Source organism: Erwinia aphidicola (genome assembly GCF_014773485.1).
Classification (GTDB): Bacteria; Pseudomonadota; Gammaproteobacteria; order Enterobacterales; family Enterobacteriaceae; genus Erwinia; species Erwinia aphidicola.
On sequence record NZ_JACXBP010000013.1, the window covers coordinates 1 to 24397 of the forward strand.

Here is a 24397-nt window from a genome sequence, read left to right on the forward strand (position 1 = left end):
AACGTCATAATGAATTTCATTATGTGTTCACTCGTGAGGCTTGATATTTTTTACGTCCGGAGACGTTGATATCAATCCTGCGAGTGCCCACACAGATTGTCTGATAAATTGTTAAAGAGCGTTGCGAGCAGTGCCGGGGCTTCCTGTCGCGAGGTGGCGTATATTACGCTTTCCTCCTTCGGAGTCAACTTCTTTTTGAGAAGTTTTTCCGGCGGTTCAGATACTTCCTGAACCTCCTGAGCCGCTGGCCTGTAAGCCGTTGTGCCGTCTCAGTGGTTGCGCATTATAGGGAGATCCTGACGCGTGACAAGCGTTTATTGCAAATAAATGACTGAGCGCGTCATTTTTCAGCGAAGCGTGCTTTTTTACGACAACTTGCTCGGTAAAGCAGCGAATTCATGGGCAAATCGTGTCACCTGTTGCCAGTCGGTATACTCCACTTCCTTACTCGCATCGGTTTCGCCGTTTGTCATACGCATAATCAGCTGGATCATGATGCGATCAAAGAAGCCGTAGCGTGGATAGCGCAGCGCACCTGCGAAAACTGCGCAGCAATCTGGCTCCCATGGCGACTGTAGTAAAAACTTACGGGTATATGCATTGGTCTGCGGAGTACGCTTTTCTGGTTTACGCGCAGTGAGATTTACTGAGAAGAAGCCACTTGAACGCTGCTGCAGCTCTCTAAGGTGTGTTTTCACAAACTTCGCTACCACCGGCTGGAAGTGTCCATAGCGGATAGAGGCGCCGATCAGCACGCGGTCATACTGCGCCCAGTCAATCTCATCAACCAGCTGGATATTGAACACGTCACACTCGCGCTCTCCTTTTATCTGGTTAGCTATATAGAAGGCAATTTCACGGGTCTGGCCATCGCGGCTGGAAAACAGGATTAACGCTTTCATGATTACACTCTCAATTATTCGCGCCAGAAGGTCGGCGTAAACAGGACTAACAAGGTAAAGACTTCAAGACGCCCGAACAGCATCGTTAAAATCAGGATCCACTTCGCGGTGTCGTTCATGGAAGTAAAGTTGTCCGCGACCACGCCCAGACCGGGGCCAAGGTTATTGAGCGTCGCAGCGACCGCAGCAAACGCCGAGAAGTCGTCAACGCCGGTGGCAATGATCGCCAGCATGCTGAGAATAAACACCAGCGCGTAGGCGGAGAAGAACCCCCACACCGCTTCCAGAATACGTTCCGGCAGCGCACGGTTGCCGAGCTTGATGGTGTATACCGCATTCGGGTGCACCAGCCTTTTCAGCTCACGCGAGCCCTGCTTGAACAGCAGCAGAATGCGGATCACCTTCAGGCCGCCGCCGGTTGAGCCGGCACAGCCCCCAATAAACGCTGAGCACAGCAATAGCACCGGCAAGAATAGTGGCCAGCGAGCAATACTGTCAGTGGTAAAGCCGGCGGTGGTGGCCATTGAGACCACCTGGAAGAATGCCTGATTCAGCGTTTGTAGCCCGGTCTGGTAAACATTATGGAAGTAGAGCACCACGGTACAGATAGCCACCAGCGTGATCTGCACGCCAATAAACATGCGAAACTCCGGGTCGCGCCAGTATGCTCGCAGGCTACGTCCACTTAATAATGAGAAGTGCAGACCATAGTTACAGCCGGAGATCAGCAGGAAGATAGCGATGATGGTGTTAATCGTCGGACTATTAAAAAAGCCGATGCTGGCATCATGGGTGGAAAAGCCGCCAATCGCGATAGTGGCAAAACTATGACCGATGGCATCAAACAACGGCATCCCCGCCAGCCATAACGCCAGCGCGCAGGCCACGGTCAGCAGTACATAGATTAGCCACAGCGTTTTAGCGGTTTCCGCAATGCGTGGCCGCATTTTGTTGTCTTTCAGCGGGCCTGGCATTTCCGCACGATAAAGCTGCATGCCACCGACGCCGAGGATCGGCAGAATGGCAACGGCCAGTACGATGATCCCCATCCCCCCCAGCCACTGCAGCATCTGGCGATAGAAGAGAATCGCTTTCGGCAAGGAATCCAGCCCCACCAGCGTCGTCGCACCCGTGGTTGTCAGACCGGAGAAAGATTCAAAGAAGGCGTCGGTTAACGAGAGGTTCGGCTGCTCGGCGAAGATAAAGGGCATTGCCCCTACGCTGCCCAGCACGGTCCAGAACAGCACTACGATAAGGAAGCCTTCGCGTGGCTTAAGCTCGCTTTTCTGCTTACGGTTCGGCCACCACAGCAGTGTTCCGATCATCAGCGCCATAAAGAACGTCTGCGTGAATGCACGCCCCGCCCCGTCGCGGTAGATCAGTGCCACCAGTCCGGGCACGATCATCGTCCCTGAGAATAAGATGACCAGCAAACCCACTATGCGGGTTATGGCACGAAAATGCATTCTGCCGTTCCTTTCCTGACGTTAAGAGTTATTTGAGCGGAGCTAGCTGCAGTGCGCCCCGGCTAAAGTCGGATAAATTCTGCCTGAAACCTGCAACCTGCGCATGAGGCAGCGCCAGCGTCAGGGTGATATTGTGTAAAAACTCACTGTGTAACAGCTGCCCGTCAAACCGGCTCACCATGCGTTCAATATCGCTCAGTTGCGCATAGTCACAGATAAGCTGAAAACTGAGCATCGGCACTTTAATCGTACGTGGTAGCAAGCGTAATGCCTGCTGTACGCCACCGCCGTAGGCTTTTACCAACCCCCCGGTGCCCAGCATAATGCCGCCATAGTAGCGCACCACAACGGCCGTGACTTCGCCGATATTATTACCCATCAGCTGCGCCAGCATCGGTTTGCCTGCGGTACCCGAAGGCTCACCGTCATCAGAAAAACCCAACTGCTGCGAGTCATCCGGTGCCCCGGCGACAAAGGCCCAGCAGTGATGCCGGGCCGTTGGGTGCTGCTGTTTAACCTGCTGAACAAAAGCCCGGGCCGCTTCCACGCCGTCAGTATGTGCTAACAGCGTAATAAAGCGGCTTTTCTTGATCTCTTCGCTGTAGCTGAACAGCTCCGCCGGGATGTCGTAAGCGTCCATCAGGCCAGGTTCAGGTCGCGCGTCATGTTTTCCACGCTGTGTGCATGGATCACCACGTTATCCTCAATGCGGATACCGCCGTAAGGCTTCAGCGCATCGATTTTCGCCCAGTCAAAATGGTTACTGAACTTCCCGGCGCGCCATGGTGCAAGCAGTGACTCAATAAAGTAAATGCCCGGCTCGATAGTCAGCACCATGCCCGGCTCCACCATACGCGTGCAGCGCAGATAGGGATACTGCTGCGGAGCGGCCAGATGCGTGCCGCGATCGTCCTGCATAAAGCCGGCGACATCATGCACCTGCAGGCCAAGTGGATGACCAATACCGTGCGGCATAAATGGCCCGGTAAGATCGTCCTTCACCATCGCTTCCGCACTGATGCCGTTGACCAACTGATGCTTAATCAGCAGGCTGGCGATACGAAAATGCATCTGCTCATGATACTCGCTGTAGCGCACGCCAGCTTTCATGGTGCCGATCAGCGCCAGCTCTTCGGCATTCATCTCTTTCACCAGCTGGGCATATTCGCTACCGCTATTCGCAGCGTAGCTGCGCGTCAGATCGGCGGCATAACCGTTATACTCGGCTCCGGCGTCAATCAGGAAGCTGCGCAGCTGCTCAGGCACATGCTGATCGAGTTTAGTGTAGTGCAGCACCGCCGCATGCTCGTTCAGCGCAATGATATTGCCATACGGCACGTCGGTATCGCGGTGCCCGGTTGCACTGAGGTAAGCGACATTAATATCAAACTCACTCATCCCCGATTTGAAGGCTTCTTTTGCCGCACGATGGCCGGTAACCGCAATTTTCTGCGCCTGGCGCATGCAGTACAGCTCATAACCGGTTTTATAGGCGCGATGATAGTGCAGGAAGTCGATCACCCCTTTAGGGTTAATCGAATCGCTGTTGAAGCCCAACTGCCGCGCGCGCTCGGCGACCGGGCCAATATAGGCCACGTTCTGGCGCTGCGCTGGCAGCTGCTGGCCGATATCATCGGCATTCTTTAGGCCGATAACCTCCACCGCACCCGTCCAGAAGCTGTTTGGCAGGGGTTCGACGTTATGCCAGTAGTCGACAGGAGAGTAAAACCACAGCTTGGGTTTATTCACCCCATCAATCCACAGCCAGCAGTTCGGCACCTGAGTAACCGGCACCCAGGCTTTAAACTGCGGATTGACCTTGAATGGATAGGTGTGATCGTCGAGAAATACCGTCAGTAATTCCCCGGAATGAATCAGCATTGCATCAAGATTGTGACGCGCCAGAACCTGCTGCGCGCGCTGTTGCAGTGTTTTCACATGCTCCTGATAGAGCGTAACTAGCGACTCCATACCCCTGTCTCCGTTGTGGCGATAGTGCCCGCATCTTATCACAGCCCGCTGGGGTATGCCGTTTTGGCGCAGCTGTGATCTTGTTTGCAAATCGACAACGTATCGTTTGCAAATAATTAACATCGCTCCCACACTCACGATCATCTGGTATGACCAGATCCCTTAATCGCGGCTCAGGAGACAGACATGCTCTACCAAGGCGAAACCCTTTCCCTCGACTGGCTGGAAGACGGCATAGCCGAACTGGTATTTGATGCCCCCGGCTCGGTCAATAAGCTGGATACCCAAACCGTCGCCAGCCTGGGCGACGCGCTTACCGTGCTGGAACAGCAGCCGCAGCTGCGCGGGCTGCTACTCAGCTCGCGCAAATCGGCCTTTATCGTCGGTGCCGATATTACAGAATTTCTTTCTCTGTTTGCGGCACCGGCCGAAAAACTGACGCAGTGGCTGGCCTTTGCCAACGGTATCTTTAACCGTCTGGAGGACCTGCCGGTTCCGACAGTTTCCGCCATCAGCGGCTATGCGCTCGGCGGCGGTTGCGAATGCGTGCTGGCAACAGACTTCCGCATCGCCACGCCGGACACGCGCATCGGTCTGCCAGAAACCAAACTGGGTATTATGCCGGGCTTCGGTGGTTCGGTACGCCTGCCACGCCTGTTAGGGGCGGATAGCGCGCTGGAAATTATCGCTGCCGGTAAAGATATCGATGCTGCTCAGGCGCTGAAGCTGGGCCTGGTGGACGCCGTGGTCGCAGCAGAAAAACTACACGGCGCAGCGCTAAGCGTATTAAAAGAGGCGGTTGCGGGTAAACAGGCCTGGCGTGAACGCCGCCAGCCGAAGCTGGAGCCGCTGAAGCTGAGCAAAATCGAAGCGGCAATGAGCTTCAGCACGGCCAAAGCGCTGGTGATGCAGACCGCCGGGAAACACTATCTGGCGCCAATTACCGCGGTCAAAACCATTGAAGCCGCCGCCGGGATGGGCCGTGATGCAGCATTACAGCTGGAAACCGCCGCTTTTGTACCGCTGGCGCGTTCTAATGAAGCGCGGGCGCTGGTTGGCATCTTCCTTAACGATCAGGCAGTGAAAGCCAAAGCGAAAAAACTGACGCGCGATGTGGAAACACCCAAACAGGCAGCCGTGCTGGGCGCCGGGATTATGGGCGGCGGTATTGCTTATCAGTCGGCCTGGAAAGGCGTGCCGGTGGTAATGAAAGATATCAGTGAGAAATCGCTGGCGCTGGGCATGGGCGAGGCTGCCAAACTGCTGAACAAACAGCTGGCGCGCGGCAAAATCGACGGCATGAAGCTGGCCAGCGTCATCAGCACCATTCAGCCAACGCTACATTATGCCGGTTTTGACCGCGTCGATGTGGTGGTGGAAGCAGTAGTGGAAAATCCCAGGATCAAAGCCGCCGTGCTGGCGGAGACGGAAAGTCATATTCGCCCGGATACGATTCTGGCATCGAACACCTCAACTATTCCCATCAGCCAGTTAGCGGAAGCCTTAACCCGCCCGGAAAACTTCTGCGGCATGCACTTCTTTAACCCGGTACCGCGTATGCCGCTGGTTGAAGTGATCCGCGGTAATAAAACTGCCGATGCAACCATCGCCAAAGTGGTTGCCTGGGCCAGCAAAATGGGCAAAACGCCGATTGTGGTAAATGACTGCCCAGGCTTCTTCGTCAATCGCGTGCTGTTCCCCTACTTTGCCGGCTTCAGCCTGCTGCTGCGCGACGGTGCCGATTTTCGCCAAATCGACAGGGTGATGGAAAAACAGTTTGGCTGGCCAATGGGCCCGTCGTGGCTGCTCGATGTGGTCGGTATTGATACTGCGCACCATGCCCAAAGCGTGATGGCCGATGGCTTCCCTCAGCGTATGAAGAAAGATTACCGCGATGCCATTGATGTGCTGTTCGACGCTAAACGCTATGGACAAAAAAATCAGCAGGGCTTCTGGCGCTGGGAAACCGACAGCAAAGGCAAAGCGAAAAAGGTCGGCGATAGCGAAACCGATCGTCTGCTGCAGAGCGTCTGCCAGCCGAAACGGGTGTTCAGCGATGAGGAAATTATCGCCCGCATGATGATCCCGATGATTAATGAAGTGGTGCGCTGCCTTGAAGAGGGCGTCATTGCCAGCCCGGCGGAAGCCGATATGGCGCTGGTGTATGGCCTCGGTTTTCCTCCGTTCCACGGCGGAGCATTCCGCTATCTGGATACCCTGGGCAGCGATACTTTTGTCGCGGGTGCCGAACCTTTTGCCGAACTGGGTGCGCTGTATCAGGTGCCGGAGGCACTACGTGACAAGGCAGCGCAACGTGCCAGCTGGTATCCACAGGCAACCCCCCTGGCTGACGCCACTCTGAAAACTGCGTGAGGAAAGCAAAATGGAAAAAGTAGTCATCGTTGATGCCCTCCGCACGCCGATGGGCCGTTCGAAAGGGGGAGCCTTCCGCCACGTGCGCGCTGAGGATCTCTCCGCCCATCTGATGCGTAGCCTGTTGAGCCGTAACCCGGCGCTGGAAGCCGCCTCGCTGGATGATATTTACTGGGGCTGCGTGCAGCAGACGCTGGAGCAGGGGTTCAATATTGCCCGCAATGCCGCGCTGCTGGCAGAAATCCCTCACAGCGTTCCTGCCACCACCGTTAACCGCCTGTGTGGTTCATCCATGCAGGCGCTGCACGATGCGGCGCGCATGATTATGGTCGGTGACGCCCGCGCCTGTCTGATCGGCGGCGTGGAGCACATGGGCCATGTGCCGATGAATCACGGCGTGGATTTCCACCCTGGCCTGGGCCGCAGCGTAGCAAAAGCCGCAGGCATGATGGGACTGACCGCAGAAATGCTGGCACGCCTGCACGGTATCAGCCGTGAAATGCAGGATCAGTTTGCTGCCCGTTCGCATCAGCATGCAGCTGCCGCTACCCAGGCAGGGCATTTCGCCAATGAGATCGCCCCGGTCTCCGGGCACGACGCCGACGGCGTCCTCAAACGCTATGACTTTGATGAGGTAATCCGCCCTGAAACCACCGTTGATAGCCTGGCCGCACTGCGCCCGGCATTTGATCCGGTTAACGGCAGCGTGACGGCAGGTACCAGTTCGGCACTTTCCGACGGTGCAGCCGCGATGCTGATTATGAGCGAATCCCGTGCGCTGGAGCTGGGCCTGAAGCCGCGCGCACGTATTCTCTCGATGGCAGTCGTGGGCTGCGATCCGTCGATTATGGGTTACGGCCCGGTTCCGGCCTCGCAGCTGGCGCTGAAACGCGCCGGGCTGAGCGCTGCAGATATCGATATTTTTGAGCTGAACGAGGCTTTTGCTGCGCAGGTACTGCCGTGCATTAAAGATCTGGGGCTGATGGGACAACTGGATGAGAAGGTCAATCTGAACGGCGGTGCCATTGCGTTAGGGCATCCACTGGGCTGCTCGGGAGCACGTATCAGTACTACCTTGCTTAATCTGATGGAGCGCCGCGATGCACAGTTTGGTTTAGCGTCAATGTGTATTGGTCTGGGCCAGGGGATCGCGACGGTTTTCGAGCGTCTGTGATACGTTGATCTGGCAGTTTTATTGCTAATTTACCGCCCGTCAGGGCGGTTTTTTTATCCTGCGGGGGCAGCATTGCTGCCCCCTGAACCATCAGATAAAGGCAAAGGCATCGCCAAACATGTGCGCTTCCAGTGCACCACGCTCGGCACAGAAACGCTCACGGGCAATTTTCGCCATTTCAAAACGACCGGCAATATAGATATCGTGCCCGGCAAGGCTGGTATAATCCTGCATTACGGCAGTCAGCACGGTGCCGTTACGGCCGGTGAAGCCCTCTTCCGGCTGCTCAACAACCGGTATCACCTGCAGATTCGGGTGCTTAACTGCCAGCGCGTTCAGTTCATCCAAATCATACAGGTGCTTCAGCTCGCGCCCACCCCAGTAAATGGCGATATGGCGATCCGGCTGCTGCGACAGTGCGGTCAGCAGAATAGAACGCGCATAGGAGAAACCGGTACCGCCTGCAATCAGCACCAGGGGGCGATCGCCCTCCTCACGCAGCCACGCGTCACCGTGAGGAATATCTACGGTGATCTGACGCTGTTGCTGAATGCGCTCCATGACTGCCATCGCATACAGATTCAGCTCGGAAGCACCGATATGCAGTTCGATAATATCTTTTTCCATCGGCGTAGAAGCCAGTGAGAACGGACGCTTATCACGCTCGTCCATCACGACCATCAGGTACTGACCGGCGCGGAAGTTGAAATCCGCCTCCGGGATCAGTCGTACGCGGTACACGGTATCGGTAATCGCCTCTACTGAGGTCACTTTACAGCTTAAGGTTGTCATGCGTTCCCTCTGTCGGGTCGTCATTATCATTTGACCGCCAGCGCTTCAGCGCGCTGGTGTATCACTCAAGATGCCTAACTCATCCCAAATCGCATCAATGCGAGCAGTCACCGCCGGGTCCTTACGGATTGGCGTGCCCCACTCGCGCTGCGTTTCGCCAGGCCATTTATTAGTCGCATCCATCCCCATTTTTGACCCCAGGCCGGAAACCGGTGAGGCAAAATCGAGATAGTCGATCGGCGTATTCTCGATCAGTACCGTATCACGAGCCGGATCCATGCGCGTAGTGATGGCCCAGATCACATCGTTCCAGTCACGCGCATTAACGTCGTCATCGCAAACGATAACAAATTTTGTGTACATAAACTGCCGCAGGAAAGACCAGACGCCCATCATGACGCGTTTGGCATGCCCGGCATACTGTTTCTTGATCGTCACCACGGCCAGGCGATAAGAGCAGCCCTCTGGCGGCAGATAGAAATCCACAATTTCCGGGAACTGCTTTTGCAGGATCGGCACAAACACTTCATTCAACGCCACGCCCAGCACCGCAGGTTCATCCGGCGGACGCCCGGTATAGGTCGAATGATAGATCGCATCGCGGCGCTGCGTGATATGCGTGATGGTGAACACCGGGAAGCTGTCTACTTCATTATAGTAACCCGTGTGGTCACCGTAGGGTCCTTCCGGCGCCATTTCGCCCGGCTCGATGTAGCCTTCCAGCACAATTTCAGCACTGGCGGGAACTTCAAGATCGTTAGAAACGCATTTCACCACTTCGGTTTTGGTCCCGCGCAGCAGGCCAGCAAAAGCATATTCCGACAGGGTATCCGGCACCGGTGTGACGGCCGCCAGAATAGTGGCCGGGTCAGCGCCTAATGCTACCGAAACCGGGAAGCGTTCGCCCGGATGCTGCTGGCACCACTCCTGGAAGTCCAGCGCGCCGCCACGGTGTGACAGCCAGCGCATAATCAGTTTGTTTTTGCCAATCACCTGCTGGCGATAAATACCGAGGTTCTGCCGCTCTTTAAGTGGCCCACGGGTGACCGTCAGCCCCCAGGTGACCAGCGGGGCCGCATCATCCGGCCAGCATTTCATCACCGGGATGCGGTTCAGGTCCACCTCATCCCCTTCGAAGATTTGCTCCTGGCACGGCGCATTACGCAGCCGTTTGGTCGGCATATTAAGCACCTGTTTCCACTGCGGCATTTTGTCGAAGAAGTCGCGAAAACCGCGCGGCGGCTCCGGCTCCTTCAGAAAGGCCAGCAGGCGGCCAACTTCACGCAGCGCCTTAACATCTTCCTGGCCCATGCCCATCGCCACGCGATCCGGGGTACCAAACAGATTGCACAGCACCGGCATGTCGTAACCTTTGGGGTTTTCGAACAGCAGCGCCGGGCCGCCGGCACGCAGCGTGCGGTCGGCAATTTCGGTCATTTCCAGATCGGGATCGATCTCGTGTTTGATGCGTTTTAATTCCCCACGCTGTTCAAGCAGAGAAAGGAAGTCGCGTAAGTCGTGGTATTTCATGACTTTCCATCAGTACGGTCAGTGAGTCGGTCATTATAGTGCCGATCCTGCGCTCGTCGTTAGTTTTGTTATGAAGTTTAGCCGCAGTGGAACGGCACCTGCGGCTCACCATGCGCCATTTTGTCATTACGCAGCAGGAACAGTTCCACTTTCGCCTGTTCAACGTTGCCAATAGACAGAGCTGGATACTGATACAACTTGCCAGATGACGTCAAATTCAAATAGCGCGTATATTGGCAAACGGCGCGGCTAATTATTGCTAATTTAAAGCCATAGGGTTATGCGTTTCGTTAATAAGAACGCGCGTGAAAACCCGCGGTTACTGCCAATCCCGCTATATCTATGTGAGCGATTTTGCTATCCTTATCGGCCAGATAATTGGAAAGTGACGTTATGGAATCCTGGTATTTACTTTATTGCAAACGAGGTCAGCTGCTGCGCGCGAAAGAACATCTTGAGCGTCAGGCCGTGCATTGCCTTAGCCCAATGATTGCTTTAGAGAAAACCGTGCGCGGAAAACGTACTCAGGTCAGCGAGCCGCTATTTCCCAACTATCTTTTTATTGAGTTTGATCCGGAATCCATCCACACCACCACCATTAGCGCAACGCGTGGCGTAAGCCATTTTGTCCGCTTTGGAAACCAGCCCGCCACCGTGCCGCTGGATGTGATCACCGCGCTGCAAAATGACCCGGTAGAAATTGTTATCGATCACGACCTGCCGCAGCCCGGTGATACCGTGATCATAACCGAAGGGGCATTTGAAGGATTGAAAGCAATCTTTACCGAGCCCGATGGTGAAGCCCGGTCGATGCTGTTGCTTAACCTGCTTAATAAGCAGGTGGTTCGCAGCGTTGGCAATCGCCAGTTTCAAAAGCTGTAATTCATCCGCAAGAGCGTCACTCTTCTCAGCGACAGACTTCACCCCTTACAGCCGGAACAACGTGCGCGCATTCAGCGCCGTTTGCTGCGCCAGGGTGTGTGCATCCTCACCCCGTAGCAGCGCCACCTGCTGAACGATATGCGGCAGGAAGCAGGGCTCATTTCGGCGCGTCGCCGGGCGCGGGCGCATGTCACGCGGCAGTAGCCACGGTGCATCGGTTTCCAGCAGCAGGCGCTCTGCCGGGATCAATGGCATCAGCTCACGCAGTTCCTGCCCGCGCCGCTCATCACATACCCAGCCAGTAATGCCAATCGACAATCCCAGCGACAGGCAGGATTCCAGTTCTTCACGCGTGCCGGTAAAACAGTGCAGCACCGCCGCCGGAAGTTTTGTCAGCCAGGGTTCAAGGATCTCAATAAAACGTTGGTGCGCTTCCCGGCAGTGCAGGAAAACCGGCAGCGCCAGCTCAGCCGCCAGCTCCAGCTGCGCGTTAAACGCGTAGGCCTGCTGTTGCGGGTCAGAGAAGTTGCGGTTGAAGTCCAGGCCACATTCGCCAATGGCGACGACCTGTGGATTCTCTGCCAGGCGGCGTAAGGTTGACGCGGTTTCCGCCGACCACTCGCTGGCGTGATGTGGATGCACGCCGGCAGTGGACCAGCAATAGTCCGGGTGCTGCTGCGCCAGACTGCAGGCCTGCTGGCTCTCCAGCGCGCTGGTCCCGGTAATCAACATGCCTTCAACGCCCGCTTCGCGCGCACGTTTCACCACCAGAGCGCGATCTTTAGCAAACTGCGTGCTGGTCAGGTTCACACCAATATCAAACATAGTCTCTTCCAAACAGTAACCGCCCTGACGGGCGGTTAGTAAACTCAATATGTTCTGCCAGAGGCAGCCGTTCGCGGCAATTACTCCGATTCGGCGTCCTGCTCTTCTTCATCTCCATCGCGACGATTTTTACCCACATAGAAGCGTGCGCAGAAAACCCCGACTTCAAACAGGCAGTACATCGGGATGGCTAACAGCGTCTGGGAGAAGATATCCGGCGGCGTCAGCAACATCCCAACGACGAACGCACCAACCAGCACATAAGGGCGCTTAGCGCGCAGATCTTCTGGCGTGGTCACACCGGTCCAGCACAGCAGCACGATAGCAATCGGCACTTCAAACGACACACCAAACGCCATAAATAACGTCATCACGAAGTCGAGATAGTTATTGATGTCGGTGGCAATCTGTACGCCCTGAGGCGCGGTTTTGGCGAAGAAGCCAAACGCCAGCGGGAAGACAATAAAGTAGGCGAAAGCCATCCCCAGGTAGAATAGGAATGAACTGGAAAACAGCAGCGGCATAACCAGCTTGCGCTCGTGGCGATACAGCGCAGGCGCAACGAATGCCCAGACCTGATAGAGGATCACCGGTACCGACAGGAACAGCGAGACAATAATTGTCAGCTTAATCGGCGTAAAGAATGGCGAGGCGACATCGGTGGCGATCATGCTGGCGCCCGCAGGCATCTGCTTAATCAGCGGTGCGGAAACCAGCTGGTAGATATCATTGGAGAAGTAAGCCAGGCACAGAAATATTGCCAGAACAGCAATGATGCAGTTCAGCAGGCGCTTACGTAGCTCGATCAGATGACTGATAAGCGGTTGGGTATCTTCAACTGCCATGTTTTACGTTATCGCTCGCTTGAGTGGAATTCACGGGGGCTCTCGGTTCAGCGGGTACAGCCGGCTCAGGGTTGACTTCAGGCTGCGGCGTCGCGGCGGTCTGGGTCACGGTGACCGGTGCCTGTGCCGGCGCGCTGGCCTGATGGTCCGCTTCGGCTGGCGTCACGCCTTCATGGGATTCCTGCGGGTTTTTTACCAGCGGGTTATGAATGGTGTGCGCTTCATCGTCAGCTTTTTCATTATCACCAAGGTAAGAGCGTTTCATCGAGTCAGCCGTCTGCTTCAGCTCCTCCACCGAGGCTTTAAGCTCAGGGGAGAGGCTGTCTTTGCTCGCCTGTTCGATTTTCTTCAGGCCGTCCTGCAGCTCCTGAATTTTCAGCTCTTGCGCCAGTTCATTCTGCACGCTGGTCGCCAGCGAACGCAGTGCGCGGATCCAGCCCATCACTGTTCTAACCGCTACGGGTAGACGCTGCGGACCCAGAACCACCAGGCCAATAACGAATACCAGTACCAGCTCACTAAAGCCTATGTCGAACACGGTTTATACCCTGTCGTTCTTAACGTCTTCTTTTTTTGCTTCAGTATGCTGTTTGTCCGCCAGTTTGGCGTTGAAGTCAGCATCATCAGCATGCGCTTTATCCTTTTCCTTGTCGTCTTCATCGCTCATAGCTTTTTTAAAGCCTTTGATTGATGAACCGAGGTCAGAACCCAGCGAACGCAGTTTCTTAGTACCGAACAGCAGGACAACCAGTACGGCGATGATCAACAAATGTGGAAGTGTAATGCCACCCATTATTACCTCTGATATCAATAATTGATGCGAATTTCGAGTATATAACAGCTTATGTCATGCTGACGATGCGCAAACCCCACCCACGCACAATAAACTGCCTATTTACCTTTCATGACAATCAGTTTGTTCTGCGCCAACCTATCAGCCAGGCGACAGCACCTGCAGCCATCAGGGCGGCGGAGAACATATCCCACTCAGAGCGCGTCAGCAAAATAGCCGTTCCGCTCAGCAGGAGCGTGGCGCCCACGCCAAACAGATAGCGTGACTGATGCTGCCTGGTCCGCTCCCCTTTGAGATCGCTTGCCAGGCGGTCAACACTGTGACGCAGCTGCTTATGCTGCCGCAGGCTGTCATAAAACAGCTCCGGCAGCTCCGGCATCTTCTCTGCCCAGAACGGCGCTTTCTCTTTCAGTGCACGCACGATAGCAGGAATGCCGATCTGGTCTTTAATCCAGTCTTCAAGGAACGGCTTGGCTGTCTTCCAGAGATCCAACTGCGGATAAAGCTGGCGGCCGACGCCTTCAACATACAGCAGCGTCTTCTGTAACAGTACCAGCTGCGGCTGCACTTCCATATTGAAACGTCGCGCAGTGTTAAACAGGTTAAGCAGCACGTGGCCGAAAGAGATCTCTGCCAGTGGCTTCTCGAAGATCGGCTCACACACGGTACGAATGGCGAACTCGAAGTCTTCAACATTGGTATCCGGCGGCACCCAGCCTGAATCGACGTGCAGTTCAGCCACTTTGCGATAATCGCGGTTGAAGAAGGCGATAAAGTTTTCCGCCAGGTAGCGCTTATCTTCTTTGTTCAGCGAGCCGACGATACCGCAGTCAATGCCGATATATTGCGGATCTTCAGGGTGTTCATAGCTGACGAAAATATTGCCCGGGTGCATATCCGCATGGAAGAAGCTGTCGCGGAACACCTGGGTAAAGAACACCTGCACGCCGCGCTCGGCCAGCAGCTTCATGTTGACACCGTGCTGCTCCAGCGTCACCACATCAGAGATCGGGATGCCATAAATACGCTCCATAACCAGCATATTTTCACTGCAGTAATCGGAATAGATTTCTGGGACATACAGCATTCTGCTGTTGTCAAAGTTACGCCGCAGCTGAATGGCGTTCGCGGCTTCGCGCAGCAGATTCAGTTCATCCAGCAGCGTTTTTTCGTAGTCGGCGACCACTTCCTGCGGGCGCAAACGGCGGCCATCAGGCAACAGGCGCGGCACCCAGCGGGCCAGGCGGTAGATCAAGCGCATATCCGCTTTAATTACCGGAAGAATGTCAGGGCGGATCACTTTGATCACCACCTCGCGACCGTTTTCTTTCAGCGTCGCCGTGTGAACCTGAGCAATCGAGGCGGAAGCCAGCGGGACGATCTCGAAGTCGTCGAACTGGCTCTCAATTGGCGCACCGAGTGAATGCTCAATCAGCTTCAACGCTTTGGCACCATCAAACGGCGCCACGCGGTCCTGCAACATTGCCAACTGGTCAGCAATGTGTGGCGGGAACAGATCGCGGCGGGTCGACATCATCTGACCAAACTTGATCCACACCGGCCCGAGCTGCTCCAGCGCAAGACGCAAACGCTCGCCCAGCGGCTGAGTTTTGTGGCGATTTGGCATCCAGAACAGGCATTTGCGCCACAGGCGAATGGGTAAAGTCAGGCGGGTTTTGGGGATCAGTTCATCCAGGCCGTAGCTGAGAAAAACGCGGATAATCAGGTAGAGACGACGCAGTTCACCGAAGGTCATTTGACCTCCAGCTGATTAATTCGGGCATCAAGGGCATCCAACGATCGGGTTAAGGCATCCACTTCTTCACTGAACCAGGCGAGCTCGAGCTTACCCGGTGCCAGCCGCCACTCTTCCGTCAGCGTCTGGCCCAGATAACTCTGCTTACGCTCGACATCACGGCGCAGCGCGTTGAAACCACGGCGGGCAAACTTTGTCAGCCCTTCCGCAGCTATGTCGCCAATCCACGGGGCAAGATATTCCGCCGGGTCGAGTTCTGCGAGGTCCAGCAGTGCAGAGAACTGCTGCACCAGCTGCAGGTCACCTTCCACCTCCAGCTCGCCGCTGCGGATCAGGGCCGTCAGCTGCTGGCGGTCGCGCAGTTTTGGCAAGGTTGCCAGACGGGTTTTCACCGTACAGTCTGGCGTGTCACCCCACGCACCTATCACATCCACCTGGTTTTCACTGAAGACGAAGGTGACGGGCTGTTGCAGTTCCGCAAGAACGATAGCAAGGCTACGCCCGTTAAGACGTTGACGCGCCGCCTTCAGGCCGCGATCGCGGTATAAAATCTGGTTAAGCGCGCTCTCCAGACTGGCAGTTAACAGCGGCGTTAATGTCATGCGTTTTCCTGCTTAAAACTTAAATCCGCGGTGCAAGGCAACAATGCCGCCCGTCAGATTGTGATACGTGGTGTTTTCAAAGCCAACGTCCATCATCATCTGCTTCAGGGTTTCCTGATCGGGATGCATTCGGATGGATTCTGCCAGGTAGCGGTAGCTACCTGCATCTTTCGCCACCAGCTCGCCAATACGCGGCAGGATGTGGAAAGAGTAAGCGTCATAGGCTTTGTTCAGCAGTTCGAACTGCGGCTTGGAGAACTCCAGCACCAGCAGACGCCCGCCCGGCTTCAGCACCCGGAACATCGAGGCCAGCGCTTTCTCTTTTTCGGTCACGTTACGCAGACCAAAAGCGATAGTAATGCAGTCGAAGTAGTTATCCGGGAACGGCAGTGCTTCGGCATTGGCCTGAACGTAATTTACGTTGCCGATGACGCCTTTGTTGCGCAGCTTTTCACGGCCCACTTTCAACATTGAGCTGTTGATATCGGCCAGCACCACTTCACCGGTCTCACCGACCAGACGTGAGAATTTTGCCGTGAGATCGCCGGTGCCGCCTGCTAAATCAAGTACGCGCTGCCCACGGCGCACGCCGCTGCAGTCGATGGTAAAACGCTTCCAGATGCGGTGGATGCCCATAGACATCAGGTCATTCATCAGATCATATTTGGCCGCAACGGAATGGAAAACATCAGCCACCATCTCGGCCTTTTCGTTTTTCGCTACCGTGCGATAGCCGAAGTGGGTGGTGTCCTTTGATTCATCTGCCATTTGTTTTGCCTGCTCTACAATCAAATATTTGCCAAGTGTACCAGAGTCACGCTGACCAGGCACTTGCCACACGCTTATTCATTGATGCGGTGTGGCATTGCGGCAGGAGAAAATTCTTCACTTTCTGCTTCCCCGGCAGCGTCATCTTCCTCCCCCTCTTCCGCGGGCAGCGCCTGCTCGACCAGACGAGGATTTATCGGGCGTTTGATCTCAACGCCCATCTGGCGGAAGCCTTCCGTCTGCGCAATCAGGTTGCCGCGCCCTTCCGACAGCTTTTTCATCGCCTGACGGTAGCTATCCTGAGCTTTATCCAGGTTCTGGCCGATAGCACTCATATCGTCAACGAATAAGCGCATTTTGTCATAGAGCCTGGCGGCCCGGTCGGCAATGCGCTGGGCATGACGGCTCTGATGCTCATAGCGCCATAAGTTGTTGATCGTGCGCAGCGCCACCAGCAGCGTGGTCGGGCTGACCAGCATGATATTGAGGTTTAGCGCCTCGTTGATCAACTCTGGTTGACGGTCGATAGCCAGCAGAAAGGCCGGCTCCACCGGGATAAACATCAACACATAATCCAGCGAGCGTAAACCGGGCAATTGTTGGTAATCTTTTCGGCTAAGGCCCCGCAGGTGGCTGCGGATGGCGGCGATGTGCTCGCTAATCGCCGCTTCACGCCCGGCTTCATCTTCACCATTGTAGTAGCGTTCATAGGCCACCAGCGTCATCTTGGCGTCGATCACTACGTCTTTGCCCTGCGGCAAGTGCACAATCACATCCGGCTGCATGCGGCCACTCTGTTCCAGCTGTATATTCACCTGAGTCTCATACTCATGACCTTCGCGCAGGCCGGAAGCCTCCAGCACCCGGCTGAGTACCACTTCCCCCCAGTTGCCCTGAGTTTTGTTATCGCCCTTCAGCGCTTTGGTGAGGTTAATCGCTTCCTGCGCCATCTGGGCATTGAGCTGCTGCAGGTTACGAATTTCGTGAGAAAGCGTATGGCGTTCGCGCGCTTCCTGACCGAAACCTTCCTGCACCTGACGGCGGAAGCCCTCCAGCTGTTCACGCAGCGGCGTAATCAGCCCATTCAGGCTCTGGCGGTTCTGTTCATCGACGCGACGGCCGCTGTTTTCAAAAATTCGGTTTGCCAGGTTTTCAAACTGCGCATTAAGGCGCTGCTCGCTGTTGACCAGCAGGCGCTGCTTCTCTTCAGCCGCCATGCGCGTCTCTTCCAGGCGGATGGTAACTTCACGCAGCTCCGCCTCCTGGGCGCTGTTGATCTCCAGCTGAGTGCGCAATTCACGCGTGAGCTGGTCGCTCTCTGCGCGCCAGTGATCGAGGTGCTGTAGCTTTTCACCGGCTGCGGCATGCGCAGCGTGCAGCTGGCGCAGCTCCTGCTCGCTCTGCTTATGGACAAGTAACTGGGCCTCAAGCTGCTGCTGTAAGCGCTGACGTTCAGCCTGCGCCTGCTCAGACGCCTGTAACAGCAGCTGCCGCTCCGTCTCGCCCTTCGCCAGCTGCTGCTGGCTGCGATAAGAGGCGAACAGCCACCCTGCCAGTAGCCCGACCAGACCGATACCTGCGCTATAAACGATTGTTGGATCCACCCTGCTTCTCCTGCTGAAACCCTGACAGGGGAAAAATAGAGGCGCACTGTATAAATGTCCAGATAAAAAGCAACTTGCTCACGGGCTTAGGAGAAATTTTGGAGAAGGTACGCAGATAAATGAGGGGGCGGTTGCGGTTTGCGGGCAGCTTTCAGACGCTGCCCGCAAAGTGAGAAATTTAGATCAGGCGGCGTGCAGCCTCAACCACGATTTTCACCGCGTCACTTTCGGTTTTTTTCATGGTTTCCGCATCCGGGATCTCCTGCTGGGTACGGTTAACAATCACCCCAGCGACCATTCCGGCGCGAAGTCCCTGGCTGGCACACATGGTCAGCAGGGTAGCGGACTCCATTTCATAGTTCAGCACGCCCATCTCCTGCCACTCTTTCATCGACCCCTGGAAGCGGCTCACCACCCGGCCTGACCAGGTGTCGTAACGTTCCTGGCCCGGATAGAAAGTATCAGATGAAGCAGTGATGCCGATGTGGGTGCGCGCGCCGGCCTCTTTCGCCGCATCGACCAGCGCGGTGGTGCAGGTGAAATCCGCTACCGCCGGGAACTCCAGCGGCGCAAAGTGCAGGCTGGCACCGTCGAGACGTACGGAACCGGTCGTCACCAGCACATCGCCAACGTTGATGTCCGGCTGAATAGCACCGGTGGTACCCACGCGCAGGAAGGTGCGTACGCCGAGCTGCGCCAGCTCCTCCACGGCAATAGACGTCGAAGGACCGCCGATACCGGTCGAACAGACGATCACCGGCTTACCGGAAAGCTCGGCGCGCCAGGTGGTAAATTCACGGTGTGAAGCCAGGTGGACAGGATTGTCCATCAGGGCAGCAATTTTCTTTACGCGCTCCGGGTCGCCAGGCACGATGGCCAGCGTCGCGCCCTGGAGATCGGCTTTAGTGAGGCCAAGATGGAAAACGTCAGAATGTGCCATTTCAAACTCCTGTCGCGGAAAGCGGGGATAGTAATTAAGCGCTACTGTAAGGAATAACGGCGCTCTTTAGTGTGATTAATGTCGCTGATTAAAATGAAAGTTACACGCCTTACACTGAAAATAGTGACCAGCATCACATTTCATTATTTGCTCATGCCACTTTGACACAACTTGCCCTGTGGTTCAGCTTTATCAGGTGATAAAGAGATACCCTCACTCAAGCTCTGACCCCATCGCATTCCTGGCTATAGTTAGCTGATTGCATTCGCGCCTGCACGGAGAGAACCATGAAAAACGAAGATAACATGACTCAAGAACTGAGCGAAAAAGGCTTTGCGCCCGCAGTCCTGCCGACGGCTGCCACCACAATTATTACCGACAGCGCCGGGATTATCTCCGGGGAAACCTCGATTCCCACTCAGGGGGAGAATATGCCGGCGTTTCACGCCAAACCGCGTAATGCCACGGGCCCGCTGCCGGTGGTGTTAGTCGTCCAGGAGATCTTCGGCGTTCACGAACACATCCGCGATATCTGTCGCCGCCTGGCGGCGGAGGGATATCTGGCTGTCGCTCCTGAGCTCTACTTCCGCCAGGGCGACCCGAGCGAATATGACGATATCCCAACCCTGTTCTCAGAGCTGGTGAGTAAAGTGCCGGACAATCAGGTGCTGGCCGACCTGGATCATGTGGCTAACTGGGCATCGCGTCACGACGGCGATATGCGCAATATGGCGATTACCGGTTTCTGCTGGGGCGGGCGCATTACCTGGCTCTATGCGGCGCACAATCCGCAGCTGAAGGCTGCCGTCGCCTGGTACGGCAAGCTGGTCGGTGATAAAACCATGAAGCAGCAGAAGCAGCCGGTCGATATCGCCGTCGATCTGAATGCCCCGGTATTAGGGCTGTACGGTGGTAAAGATGACAGCATCCCGCAGGAGAGCGTGGAAACTATGCGTCAGGCACTGCGGGCGGCCAATGCGAATGCGGAAATTATTGTCTATCCCGATGCCGGTCACGCCTTCAATGCTGACTATCGCGCCAGCTATCATGCCGAGTCCGCCCAGGACGGCTGGCAACGTATGCTGGCGTGGTTTAAACAGTATGGCGTTGCGCCAAAGGCATAAAAAAGGGGGCGCTTAGCGCCCCAAATACACATCAACAACACAGATAATTACGCTTTGGCGTTACGCAGGTTTTGCGCCGCCTGTACCATGTTCGCCAGCGCCTGGCGGGTTTCAGCCCAGCCACGGGTTTTCAGGCCGCAGTCCGGGTTAACCCACAGACGTTCAGTCGGGATACGCTGAGCCGCTTTCAGCAGCAGCGCTTCTATCCACTCTATCGACGGCACGTTCGGCGAGTGAATGTCGTATACGCCCGGGCCAATCTCATTCGGGTACTCAAATTCTTCGAACGACTCCAGCAGCTCCATATCGGACCGTGAGGTTTCAATGGTGATCACGTCGGCGTCCAGCGCAGCGATCGAATCCATAATGTCGTTGAACTCGCAGTAGCACATGTGGGTGTGGATCTGGGTGTCATCCTGCGCCACGGCGGCGTTCAGGCGGAAAGCGTCCACTGCCCACTCCAGGTAGGCGGCCCAGTCGGATTTGTGCAGCGGCAGCCCTTCTCGCAGCGCTGGCTCATCAATCTGGATGATGCCAATTCCCGCTTTTTCCAGGTCTGCCACTTCATCACGCAGCGCCAGGGCAATCTGCTTAGCGATGGTTTCACGCGAAACGTCTTCACGCGGGAATGACCAGCAGAGAATGGTCACCGGACCGGTCAGCATACCTTTCACCGGCTTGTTGGTCAGCGACTGGGCATACTTAGCCCACTCCACGGTGATGGCCTGTGGGCGGCTGACGTCGCCAATAATCACCGGTGGCTTCACGCAGCGTGAGCCGTAGCTCTGCACCCAGCCATTTTGCGTAAAGATGAAGCCGTCGAGGTTTTCCCCAAAGTACTCCACCATGTCGTTGCGCTCGGCTTCCCCGTGGACCAGCACGTCCAACCCCAGGCGCTCCTGCTCGACAATCGCCTGCTTGATGTGCTCAGCGATACCGGTGCGGTAGTGGTTAGCATCCAGACGCCCCTGCTTAAAATCGAGGCGCAGGCCACGAATTTCGCTGGTCTGCGGGAACGAACCGATGGTGGTGGTGGGCCACGCAGGCAGCTGGAAGCGCTGGCGCTGAGCCTCCGCGCGCACCGTATAGCGGTGATTACGCTGGCTGTCCTGAGCGGTTATTGCCGCCAGGCGCTGGCCCACTGCCGGATTGTGCACTCGGGTCGAGGATTTTCGGGCGCGAATTGGGGCGCTCCAGGCTTCCAGCGAGGCCGGGTCACTGTTATTTAGCGCATGGCTCAACAGCGACAGCTCTGCGCATTTCTGCAGGGCAAAGGCGAACCAGCTTTTGACCTCGTCATCGAGGCGGGTCTCCACGCTCAGGTCAATCGGGCTGTGCAGCAGCGAGCAGGAAGAGCCAATCCACAGCTGCTTACGGGCGGCGACAAGCGGTTGCAGGCGCTCAAACCAGCGGCTGAGGTCGGCACGCCAGACGTTACGGCCATTGATCACCCCAACCGACAGCAGCCAGCTCGCCGGAAGCTGGCGGTTCAGCGCGTTGATATCGTCTTTACCGTGCACCAGGTCCACATGCAGGCCCTGCACCGGCAGTACGCGAATGGTATCGATATTCTGGCCGATGCTGTCGAAGTAGGTGGTCAGCAGCAGTCTGGTATGGCCCTGCAATGCAGCATAAGCAGGTTTGAAGGCCGCAAGCCATTCGGCTGGCAGTTCCAGCGCCAGCGCTGGCTCGTCAATCTGCACCCACTCGATATCGCGTTTTGCCAGCTCAGCCAGCACCTGCTGGTAAACCGGCAGGATCGCTTTGAGCAGGCTCAGGCGGTCAAACGCGGCGCCCTTCACTTTCCCCAGCCATAAATAGGTTACCGGGCCAAGCAGCACGGGTTTGATTTTGTGTCCAAGCGCCAGCGCTTCATCCACTTCGTCCAGCAGCTGAGTCCAGCTCAGCTTGAACTGCTGGCCCTGCACAAATTCCGGCACCATGTAGTGATAGTTGGTGTTAAACCATTTGGTCATTTCTGCCGCCGCCGCCGGTTCACCGCCGGGTGCACGGCCACGGCCCAGGCGAAACAGGGTGTCGAGGTCAACTGAACCGTCTTTATTGAGATGGCGCGCCGGAACGTTCCCCAGCAGCAGGCTGGTCGTCAGGACGTGATCGTACCAGGCGAAATCGCCGACCGGCAGCAGGTCAACACCGGCCTCTTTCTGCTGCTGCCAGTGGCGGGCGCGCAGTTCACGACCGGTCGCCAACAGCGCTTCCTGAGAGCTGTTACCCGCCCAGTAGCTTTCCTGTGCTTTTTTCAGTTCGCGGCGCAGACCGACACGCGGAAATCCAAGTGTATGGTTCAGAATAGTCATCAGTTTTGCCTCGTAGAATCCATTTTTACCGGGCTGGCTGACTCATTTAGCCATCCAGATGTTTACACCGCTATAATCCGCAGGTAGTGTATTCACCACAAGCGCAAAATGTTCACTGTCGATGTGAAGGACTCTCATGATCGAACTCAAGCACCTGCGAACGCTGCAGGCACTGCGAAATACCGGGTCGCTGGCCGCCGCTGCCGCTCAGCTCCACCAGACGCAATCAGCGTTATCTCACCAGTTCAGCGATCTGGAGCAGCGCCTTGGCTTTCGCCTGTTTGTGCGAAAAAGCCAGCCGCTGCGCTTTACGCCACAGGGGGAGATCCTGTTACAGCTGGCAGAGCAGGTATTGCCGCAGATCCAGCACGCGCTTCAGGCATGCCACGAGCCGCATCAGACCACGCTGCGCATTGCCATTGAGTGTCACAGCTGTATTCAGTGGCTGACGCCCGCGCTGAATAACTTCCGTCAGAGCTGGCCGCAGGTCGTAATGGACTTCAAGTCGGGCGTGACCTTTGATCCACAGCCCGCTTTACAGCAGGGCGAGCTGGATATCGTCCTGACCTCAGATATTCTGCCGCGCAGCGGATTGTTCTATACGCCGATGTTTGATTTTGAGGTACGCCTGGTGCTGGCCCCGGATCACCCACTGGCACAGAAGGATCACATCACGCCGGAGGATCTGGCCAGTGAAGTGCTGATGATCTACCCGGTACAGCGCCAGCGCCTGGATATCTGGCGCCATTTCCTGCAGCCCGCGGGCATCAGCCCGGCGCTGAAAAACGTCGATAATACGCTGCTGCTGATTCAGATGGTTTCCGCGCAGATGGGCATTGCCGCACTGCCGCACTGGGTGGTAGAAAGTTTTGAACACCAGGGGTTGGTGGTGACGAAAACGTTAGGGGACGGCCTGTGGAGCAGGCTATATGCCGCCGTGCGCGATGGCGAACAGCGCCAGCCAATCGTGGAGGCATTTATCCGTTCCGCCCGTCAGCACGCCTGCGATCACCTGCCGCTGGTGCGTGACGCTTCACGCCCCGGCACGCCGTTATCCGCGATCAATCCTCTGTAACACCATCGCCAGCCTGCCGCTGGCGGTTTTTCCTGTTTAACTCACGAATTGTCTCTATAATGCGCTCATTGCTATGGTTTCAATGAAAGAGAGTTCCTATGACGAATAATGATGTCCTGCGCAGCGTGCGTTACATGCTGAATTTAAGCGATGCGAAAGTGGTAAGCATTCTGGCGCTGGCAGAGAGCGAAGTAACAGAAGCCGAAGTTGCCAGCTTCCTGAAGAAAGAGGAAGAGCCCGGTTTTCGCGCCTGCCCGGATGTCATCATGGGTTACTTTCTCAACGGTCTGATTTTCGAGCGTCGCGGCAAAAGCGAAGATGCCCCGGCGCCCTCTATCGAACGCAAGATGACCAACAACATCATGATGAAAAAGCTGCGCGTGGCATTCGACCTGAAAACTACCGACATTATTGAGCTGCTGAAAAGCACCGATTTTGCGGTAGGTCAGTCAGAGATCGGCGCGATCTTCCGTAAACCGGGGCATAAAAACTACCGCGAATGTGGCGATCAGATCCTGCGTAACTTCCTCAAAGGCCTGACGATGAAAATTCGCCCGGCCAAACCTAAAGCGCAGGCTTAACGCCTGATGCGATTAACGCCCGACTGCGTTAATCGCATTTATCTTCCCTTCCTCACATCTTCCATTTAGAACATAA

22 protein-coding genes are annotated in these 24397 nt (G+C 56.1%); 6 read left to right on the forward strand and 16 right to left on the reverse strand.

Annotated features, from left to right (window positions below; genetic code table 11):
- Nucleotides 1-365: 365 nt before the first annotated feature.
- From hemG to pepQ, 4 genes are read right to left on the reverse strand one after another with little or no spacing between them, the layout of a single operon-like run.
- Nucleotides 366-902 (reverse strand): menaquinone-dependent protoporphyrinogen IX dehydrogenase, encoded by a 537-nt coding sequence (hemG, locus tag ID864_RS21715; RefSeq protein WP_048914402.1) that lies wholly within the window; start codon nucleotides 900-902, stop codon nucleotides 366-368.
- Between the two features lie 14 nt (nucleotides 903-916).
- The gene (gene trkH, locus ID864_RS21720; RefSeq protein WP_048914401.1) at nucleotides 917-2368 is read right to left on the reverse strand and encodes a Trk system potassium transporter TrkH; all 1452 of its coding nucleotides are present in this window, start codon (nucleotides 2366-2368) and stop codon (nucleotides 917-919) included.
- Nucleotides 2369-2396: 28 nt separating this feature from the next.
- Nucleotides 2397-3008, reverse strand: coding sequence for an IMPACT family protein (locus ID864_RS21725; protein ID WP_048914400.1), 612 nt, complete (start codon nucleotides 3006-3008; stop codon nucleotides 2397-2399).
- Nucleotides 3008-4339, reverse strand: coding sequence for a Xaa-Pro dipeptidase (pepQ, locus tag ID864_RS21730; RefSeq protein ID WP_048914399.1), 1332 nt, complete (start codon nucleotides 4337-4339; stop codon nucleotides 3008-3010). The genes ID864_RS21725 and pepQ overlap by 1 nt, the downstream gene beginning before the upstream one ends.
- A gap of 186 nt (nucleotides 4340-4525) precedes the next feature.
- Here pepQ and fadB point away from each other — a divergent pair, with 186 nt between their 5' ends.
- On the forward strand, nucleotides 4526-6712 hold the full coding sequence (gene fadB / locus ID864_RS21735) for a fatty acid oxidation complex subunit alpha FadB (protein WP_191150353.1): 2187 nt from the start codon (nucleotides 4526-4528) through the stop codon (nucleotides 6710-6712).
- A 10-nt stretch (nucleotides 6713-6722) separates the two neighbouring features.
- Nucleotides 6723-7886: an acetyl-CoA C-acyltransferase FadA gene (fadA, locus tag ID864_RS21740; protein WP_099753784.1), complete on the forward strand. Its 1164-nt coding sequence runs from the start codon at nucleotides 6723-6725 to the stop codon at nucleotides 7884-7886.
- Between the two features lie 90 nt (nucleotides 7887-7976).
- Here fadA and fre read toward each other — a convergent pair whose 3' ends face one another.
- On the reverse strand, nucleotides 7977-8678 hold the full coding sequence (gene fre / locus ID864_RS21745; protein WP_048914396.1) for an NAD(P)H-flavin reductase: 702 nt from the start codon (nucleotides 8676-8678) through the stop codon (nucleotides 7977-7979).
- 45 nt (nucleotides 8679-8723) lie between these two features.
- The gene (gene ubiD, locus ID864_RS21750) at nucleotides 8724-10208 is read right to left on the reverse strand and encodes a 4-hydroxy-3-polyprenylbenzoate decarboxylase (protein WP_099753785.1); all 1485 of its coding nucleotides are present in this window, start codon (nucleotides 10206-10208) and stop codon (nucleotides 8724-8726) included.
- A 393-nt stretch (nucleotides 10209-10601) separates the two neighbouring features.
- Between ubiD and rfaH the strand changes: the two genes are divergently transcribed.
- The gene (gene rfaH / locus ID864_RS21755) at nucleotides 10602-11090 is read left to right on the forward strand and encodes a transcription/translation regulatory transformer protein RfaH (RefSeq protein ID WP_048914394.1); all 489 of its coding nucleotides are present in this window, start codon (nucleotides 10602-10604) and stop codon (nucleotides 11088-11090) included.
- A 45-nt stretch (nucleotides 11091-11135) separates the two neighbouring features.
- Here the strand turns inward: rfaH and tatD are convergent, their stop codons facing one another.
- The 9 genes from tatD to udp form a co-directional block, all read right to left on the reverse strand.
- Nucleotides 11136-11915 carry a 3'-5' ssDNA/RNA exonuclease TatD gene (tatD, locus tag ID864_RS21760; protein WP_133622240.1) on the reverse strand — a complete coding sequence of 260 codons (780 nt, stop codon included), beginning with the start codon at nucleotides 11913-11915 and terminating at the stop codon, nucleotides 11136-11138.
- Between the two features lie 80 nt (nucleotides 11916-11995).
- Nucleotides 11996-12760, reverse strand: coding sequence for a Sec-independent protein translocase subunit TatC (gene tatC / locus ID864_RS21765; protein ID WP_048914392.1), 765 nt, complete (start codon nucleotides 12758-12760; stop codon nucleotides 11996-11998).
- On the reverse strand, nucleotides 12750-13298 hold the full coding sequence (gene tatB, locus ID864_RS21770) for a Sec-independent protein translocase protein TatB (protein WP_048914391.1): 549 nt from the start codon (nucleotides 13296-13298) through the stop codon (nucleotides 12750-12752). Before tatB ends, tatC begins: the two co-directional genes overlap by 11 nt.
- Nucleotides 13299-13301: 3 nt before the next feature.
- Nucleotides 13302-13553 carry a twin-arginine translocase TatA/TatE family subunit gene (gene tatA / locus ID864_RS21775; protein WP_048914390.1) on the reverse strand — a complete coding sequence of 84 codons (252 nt, stop codon included), beginning with the start codon at nucleotides 13551-13553 and terminating at the stop codon, nucleotides 13302-13304.
- A gap of 118 nt (nucleotides 13554-13671) precedes the next feature.
- Nucleotides 13672-15309 carry a ubiquinone biosynthesis regulatory protein kinase UbiB gene (gene ubiB / locus ID864_RS21780; protein ID WP_191150354.1) on the reverse strand — a complete coding sequence of 546 codons (1638 nt, stop codon included), beginning with the start codon at nucleotides 15307-15309 and terminating at the stop codon, nucleotides 13672-13674.
- Nucleotides 15306-15911 carry a ubiquinone biosynthesis protein UbiJ gene (gene ubiJ / locus ID864_RS21785; RefSeq protein WP_099753787.1) on the reverse strand — a complete coding sequence of 202 codons (606 nt, stop codon included), beginning with the start codon at nucleotides 15909-15911 and terminating at the stop codon, nucleotides 15306-15308. Before ubiJ ends, ubiB begins: the two co-directional genes overlap by 4 nt.
- Nucleotides 15912-15923: 12 nt before the next feature.
- Nucleotides 15924-16679, reverse strand: a complete 756-nt coding sequence (gene ubiE / locus ID864_RS21790; protein WP_048914387.1) for a bifunctional demethylmenaquinone methyltransferase/2-methoxy-6-polyprenyl-1,4-benzoquinol methylase UbiE — start codon at nucleotides 16677-16679, stop codon at nucleotides 15924-15926.
- Between the two features lie 74 nt (nucleotides 16680-16753).
- Complete coding sequence (rmuC, locus tag ID864_RS21795) at nucleotides 16754-18283, reverse strand: DNA recombination protein RmuC (RefSeq protein WP_048914386.1); 1530 nt, start codon at nucleotides 18281-18283, stop codon at nucleotides 16754-16756.
- 178 nt (nucleotides 18284-18461) lie between these two features.
- Nucleotides 18462-19223, reverse strand: coding sequence for a uridine phosphorylase (gene udp, locus ID864_RS21800; protein ID WP_048914385.1), 762 nt, complete (start codon nucleotides 19221-19223; stop codon nucleotides 18462-18464).
- A 287-nt stretch (nucleotides 19224-19510) separates the two neighbouring features.
- Between udp and ID864_RS21805 the strand changes: the two genes are divergently transcribed.
- On the forward strand, nucleotides 19511-20347 hold the full coding sequence (locus ID864_RS21805) for a dienelactone hydrolase family protein (RefSeq protein ID WP_048914384.1): 837 nt from the start codon (nucleotides 19511-19513) through the stop codon (nucleotides 20345-20347).
- A 47-nt stretch (nucleotides 20348-20394) separates the two neighbouring features.
- On the opposite strand, the gene metE is transcribed toward ID864_RS21805, so the two are convergent.
- Nucleotides 20395-22665: a 5-methyltetrahydropteroyltriglutamate--homocysteine S-methyltransferase gene (gene metE / locus ID864_RS21810; protein WP_099753789.1), complete on the reverse strand. Its 2271-nt coding sequence runs from the start codon at nucleotides 22663-22665 to the stop codon at nucleotides 20395-20397.
- Between the two features lie 136 nt (nucleotides 22666-22801).
- On the opposite strand from metE, the gene metR reads away from it, so the two are divergent.
- A complete protein-coding gene (metR, locus tag ID864_RS21815; protein ID WP_048914382.1) occupies nucleotides 22802-23740 on the forward strand; it encodes an HTH-type transcriptional regulator MetR in 939 nt (312 codons plus the stop codon).
- A gap of 98 nt (nucleotides 23741-23838) precedes the next feature.
- Nucleotides 23839-24321: a YehS family protein gene (locus ID864_RS21820; RefSeq protein WP_048914381.1), complete on the forward strand. Its 483-nt coding sequence runs from the start codon at nucleotides 23839-23841 to the stop codon at nucleotides 24319-24321.
- The last annotated feature ends 76 nt before the right edge of the window (nucleotides 24322-24397 follow it).